Source organism: Caloramator proteoclasticus DSM 10124 (assembly GCF_900129265.1).
Lineage (GTDB): Bacteria > Bacillota > Clostridia > Clostridiales > Caloramatoraceae > Thermobrachium > Thermobrachium proteoclasticum.
Genome location: NZ_FQVG01000031.1, coordinates 1 through 5,645, shown reverse-complemented (window position 1 = coordinate 5,645; position 5,645 = coordinate 1). Strand labels below are relative to the sequence as shown.

Below are 5,645 nucleotides of genomic sequence, written 5' to 3'. Positions count from 1 at the left end.
ATTATTATATCTATATTTTTCTGAATTGTCAAATTGTTTCTTTTTCGTAATAAAAAAGTAACTTTGTAGGTTTTTCAAGGGTTTGAGGCTGCTGTCGACCCCCCGGGTTTTTTGCAGGATTGGGGGTCGACAGCAAAAAAACTGTGGATTATATTCTCCACAGTTTTTGCTATCTATATTATTTCAATAACAAATTTGGCATTTCTTTAGATAGTTCTAATAACCTATCAGTATACCCACTTTTACTAAACAAAACGTAAAATTCATTTCTATTATTTCTTTTCCATTCAACTTTCTTAGCTTTTTCTTTTAACCTATAGAATATATCTATATCAATAGGTGTATTTAGCCATTTGCATTCTCCAAACAATATATCATTAGTATCCGTATTAATTCCAACTATATCTATCTCCTCTTTTGAATTCCACCATCTACCTACTTTATTTAATAAAAATGGAATCTCTCCTCCAACTATCATATCCCATATACTTTGTCTACATATATCTTCATACACAAAACTAACGTGATTCATATAAAAACCTTTTTTTATTTTGTCTAAAACATAATCAACATTATCTAATTCAATAAAGCTTCTATATGGATAAACAAACTTAAACCAAAACTCTATAAAATTATCATTTATAAAATATAAACCTTTTTTACTCTTCTCTGGGTTTTCCTCTGTTATTGGTACTTCTCTTTTTAATATATCTAAATCAATCAATGTTGATAGATATTTTGTTAATTTAGTCTGTGAAACTCCTAAGTTGGTTGCTATATTACCTATTTTATGGTTTCCAGCTGCAATAGATTTAATTATAGAAAAATATGTTCCTATATCTTGTACCTCTTTTTCGAGAAGAAATATGGGCTCTTCATACAAAAAGCTATCTTTATTCAATACATTGTTTTTTATTGCCTCAAATATATTCTTTTCCTTTTTAAACATTTCTATATACTTAGGCACTCCGCCTGTTACAGAATAATACTCAATTAAATTTACATCTTCATCATAAAATTCTTTGTAATACTTAAAATCAATTTGTTTTAATTTAATTTGTCCTGTTCTTCTGCCATAAAGTGGACTGGAGTAATTTAGTGTTTGTTTTTCCATCATACCAATTAGCGATCCACATAAAATTATCATAATATTTTTTTCTTTTAGTTTTTCATCCCAAATCCTTTGAAAAATTGAAGGAAATGCTGAATTTATTAAGCCTAAATACTGAAATTCATCTATTACAATTATTGTTTTTTGTTTAGGATCTACCCTCTTTAATATTAAATCAAAGACACTATCCCAGCTATCAATACGTAAATCTAAAAGGAAATCATCATTTAAATAATTTGCAATTGCATTTTTAAATGCATTTATATTTTCACCTTCAATTTCTTCTGTTGCAAGAAAATATATTGCCTTTTTATCCTCTATAAATTTCTTAATTAGAGATGTTTTCCCAACTCTTCTTCTTCCGTATATAACAACAAACGATGAACCTTCTCTTGTATATTCTTTATTTAAAAAATCCAGCTCTTTTTTTCTATTCACAAATTTTTTCATATTACCACCTCAACAATATTATACTTCAAATTATAATAATTCAAAGTATATTATTGTTTCACATTCATAATAAAAAATACCTTTATAGTTTTTTTCGAGAGTTTGCAACTGCTGCCCCCTATGTTTTTTTACAGGATTGGGGGTCGACAGCAAAAAAACTGTGGATTATATATTCCACAGTGTTTAGTATCTTCTAAAATTAATGTGTCTAAAAATATGCACATTAGTTATTGAGCCATCTTCATTTGTTATGCTCTTATACTCTCTCTTGCTTGTTGCATATATAGGAACAAAACCCTTCTCCTTTGCCCATTGTACCATATGATTTGTCGCCCCAAAATCACCCTGGATTAATATATAATCACCCTGCTTTGCGTTGTCTATTATAAAACGCTTAAATTTATCTATAATATATATAGGCAGTTCTCCTTCTGGTGGTATATTTGACCATATATACTGCAGTTCCTGTGGAAGATATATAAATTCTTCCACCTTAAGTTCATTCTCGGCTTCTCTTATTTGTTCATCTGTTAGTTTGTGGGAAAAAAGTAGTATCAACTTCATTCTAAGTCCTCCAATGCCCCCTTATTATTTAAGTATTCATCATATACTTTCTTTAATTCTTGATATTTTATACCTAATTCACTTTTTAATTTTGATATATCCTTTCTTTTATCAGGTTCCGTAAAACCAAAATGGTTTATATCGTTTCTTGAAACTGATATTGCATCTGCAATTTTAAATATTTCCTTTGGTGTATTTTTTAATATTTCTCTAATCTTTTCCTTATATTGTTCCTCTACAATCCATTTGCTTTCATTGTCTTTATATTTATATACCGCCATTGCCTTTGCTGCAATTTCTTCTCTTATGTCTTTATCTGAATCATCTAAATCATTTAAAACACATATAAATGTCTTTATTGTTTCATCTAAAGCTGTATATCCCTGTTGTATTAAATTGTTTTGAATACACCATTCAACAAATGCCATTCCAATTGATAAATTATCATTACAATCAAAAATTTTGGATTTTTTCTCAACCAATTTGAGTAGTTCAGAAATAGTTGGATAAATTTGTTTTTCCCTTATTGTATTTAAACTTTCTATCATATCCTTATATGCTGCGTAAACTGATTTTTGTGGGTTGTCAAGTACAATACCTTTACAAGTATTTATTGCATCTGTAAATGTATTTAACTTTTTAGCAAAATTATAGACTTCCCTATACTTTTCATCATACTTCTTTTCCCTATTTACAAAGTCAAGTATCTGCCTGCTGTCACCAAACTTAACAAAGGAATTTATTGCATAGGACCACTCTAACAACCTATCAAACTCCTTAAGCTCAAACACTGGAGCAACTCCATCTTTATCCCTTGCTTCAAAGGCACCATAATATATTCCAAGTATGTCTATATTCTTCATTACCTTTGCATAGTTTAAAACAACAAGTGCGAGCATTGGGATTGAACGGAAGCTGTGGGTTATGTCAAATATTACCTCATCATTATCATTTATACAATCCATCATTACATTAAATATTTCCCATATCTCATCAACATTCTTTCCTTCTGGTATAGATTTATCTACAATTTTAACTTTATAGTTTTTATTTTGAAGTTCATTCTTTAAACCTATAAAAGTTTTTTTATTTCTTCTTATTATTATCTCCTCTGGGCTTACTTCCTCCCTTGATACTTCAACAAATCTCTCTGAATCCTCCCAGTTTTTATTTCTTGAAGCATTGGTTAGAAATATAATAACTTCATCATCTTCTGTCCATTCTCTGCATAAGTCCTCCACTAAAGCTGTTTGTATAAACCTACTTTTTACTTCAGCACCCTTTGGACATTTATATGTACATTCACTATATTCCCCTGTTCCTAAAAAGCTTAAAAACTTCTTTGCCATTTTATCTCTCCTCTCACAAATCTTTATACTTATTGTATATCAAACTTATTTAATTTTTAATGCGTAAAAATTTATATTAGACTAATCTGTTCTCCCTCTTCCAGCCTAAAGGATTTAACATCCTTTCTTTCTATAACATATTCTTCTTCATATTCACCAAATAAAAGTGGGGATTTAGGATTGTGGGCTCTATAGTTTTCCTCTGCCTTAGGCTTGTTTATATTTGCATAACAGTATAAGCAACCGTGGGCACAGGTGTCATATTGACCAATGTCAATACATTCGTGGCAAAGGCAAGCACTTCTGTTACCATCCCTCTTTAGATTCTTAAGCTTATATCCTACTATTTTTTCGATAAGTTCTCCATCTACGCACCTTCCGTGCTCTATGCCAAATTTACTTAAATCTATCTCCTCTCCACAGGTTTCAATCTTTAACCCATATTCTCCTGCAACATTTGAAAAATAGTCTGATATTTCATAAATATCCTCTGCTGTCATCTCCTTAAGTTCTATCTCCTTCATATTCCTTGAAACCTTTTTATAGTCATCTAAAAAGCTTATTATAACCTTGTCTGTATATCCACTAACCCTTTGGCAAAGCTTTGAAAAGGCAGCTTTATGATAGTTTAATGTGTATTTATCTGTAAGAAGAATTGGATCGTATCTTAATATAACCTTTTCTTTACCAATCCTCTTTGAAAGCTCTATAAAGGTATCCACTATTTCTGATTTATTCCTTAAGTTTGGTTCAATATCCTTTTTATATGGAGTTATTGTAAATTGGAAATAATATTTATAGTCCTTAAGTTCATCTAAATAGTTCATAAGAGGATTTGCATCCTTTGTCCAAAATACTATACAGTCAACCACGTCAGGCCTTATATTTATTTTGCTTATCTGTTTTGCATTAAAGGGATTTTTTACATATACATATCCTTCCTTTATTCTATTCAAAAACCATTCACTATAAAAGGCAGGTATATCTGTCCTTCGACTAACACTTAAAATCAAGAATATCACCCCATTTTAAAAAAATACATCAAGCTTTGATTTTTTGTCTAATATAAAGTTATTGTCCTTAAACTGTACCTTCTTTACATTAACAAGCTCTCCCATATTAATCCTGTTAAACAGCTCCTTTACTTCATCTACAGCATCATTTTCTATCTTTATCCAAAAATTTCTATCTGTAACGCTTCCATCACAGATACAAAAACTATTATTCTTGAAGGATTTCGTTTTCACTATACCTTTAATATTGTATCTTTTGCCTACCTCAAAATTACCTTCTACAACTTCCTTTATTGTATAATAGCTCTGTTTGTTTTTACATACACTATACTTCATAAGGCCATCTGTTCTTAAAACTAAATAATTAAAGGCTACATATTCCTTATACTTGTTTTTATTCAATCCCATTTCATTTAAAAAGCTTATAAGCTCAGGCTTTTTTATAGGCATACTATAGCTTGTAAAGCAGGAACAGTTTATATTTTGTCTTTCTTCCCATATTGAAAGGCACGGTGAAAATAAATTATAAACACCTTCATTTATCAACCTATTTCTTAATAATTTCATATCCCTGCACTCTTCTTTACTTCCAGGTTCTATTATTATAATTGAACCATCGTATAAAAGATTGTTTTTAAGTTTTGATAAAAATTCAAATGCATCAAAATCATCATTATGCTCAAAATGGTTTATAAAGTTACTCATACTGATAATATCAAACTTTAAATTCTCAACTAAAATTTCTTTGCTATTTACTTCGCATAATTTTAAATATACTTTTATATTTAAATGTTTAGGGAGAAAATCCTTTAATTTATTTAGTATAGAATTTGCATATTCTAAAAACTTCTTCTGGGAATCAACAAGAAAAAATTCTATATTAAACCTGAATTATTCATGGAATTTATTTAAAAGAGTTCTATAGCCCATATTAACTTAATTTTTTACTAAACTGCATTTCACTTAAAAAGTGAAATAAAAACATGAAAAAGAGGGCCCAAATTTGTTATAATATAGTTGCTAAACAAATACCAAACAAAGGGAGGGTTCTCAATGTTTAGTTTATATGATATTTGTTTAGAAAGCAATAGTAAAATACGATTAAATTTTGATGGTGGTGACTTATCTTCTGATACAGGATTGTTATTGCTTAAAGAA

Annotated in this window: 5 protein-coding genes; all 5 read right to left on the bottom strand. The window is 29.2% G+C overall.

Going from position 1 to position 5,645, the window contains the following annotated elements:
• Window positions 1-178 precede the first annotated feature (178 nt).
• The 5 genes from BUB63_RS08075 to BUB63_RS08055 all read right to left on the bottom strand — a co-directional run bounded on the left by BUB63_RS08075 (window position 179) and on the right by BUB63_RS08055 (window position 5,192).
• Window positions 179-1,561, bottom strand: a complete 1,383-nt coding sequence (locus BUB63_RS08075) for an ATP-binding protein (RefSeq protein ID WP_027309515.1) — start codon at window positions 1,559-1,561, stop codon at window positions 179-181.
• 183 nt (window positions 1,562-1,744) lie between these two features.
• Window positions 1,745-2,125, bottom strand: a complete 381-nt coding sequence (csx20, locus tag BUB63_RS08070) for a CRISPR-associated protein Csx20 (RefSeq protein WP_027309514.1) — start codon at window positions 2,123-2,125, stop codon at window positions 1,745-1,747.
• Window positions 2,122-3,474, bottom strand: coding sequence for a TIGR02221 family CRISPR-associated protein (gene csx2, locus BUB63_RS08065; RefSeq protein WP_073248972.1), 1,353 nt, complete (start codon window positions 3,472-3,474; stop codon window positions 2,122-2,124). Before csx2 ends, csx20 begins: the two co-directional genes overlap by 4 nt.
• Window positions 3,475-3,545: 71 nt before the next feature.
• Window positions 3,546-4,487 (bottom strand): DUF1848 domain-containing protein, encoded by a 942-nt coding sequence (locus BUB63_RS08060; protein ID WP_073248970.1) that lies wholly within the window; start codon window positions 4,485-4,487, stop codon window positions 3,546-3,548.
• 15 nt (window positions 4,488-4,502) lie between these two features.
• Complete coding sequence (locus BUB63_RS08055; protein WP_073248968.1) at window positions 4,503-5,192, bottom strand: hypothetical protein; 690 nt, start codon at window positions 5,190-5,192, stop codon at window positions 4,503-4,505.
• Window positions 5,193-5,645: the final 453 nt, after the last annotated feature.

What these genes read in the sequence shown, in the direction of transcription:
- BUB63_RS08075 (WP_027309515.1), bottom strand. Translation starts at nt 1,561, where the DNA reads ATGAAAAAATTTGTGAATAGAAAAAAAGAGCTGGATTTTTTAAATAAA.
- csx20 (WP_027309514.1), bottom strand. Translation starts at nt 2,125, where the DNA reads ATGAAGTTGATACTACTTTTTTCCCACAAACTAACAGATGAACAAATA.
- csx2 (WP_073248972.1), bottom strand. Translation starts at nt 3,474, where the DNA reads ATGGCAAAGAAGTTTTTAAGCTTTTTAGGAACAGGGGAATATAGTGAA.
- BUB63_RS08055 (WP_073248968.1), bottom strand. Translation starts at nt 5,192, where the DNA reads ATGAGTAACTTTATAAACCATTTTGAGCATAATGATGATTTTGATGCA.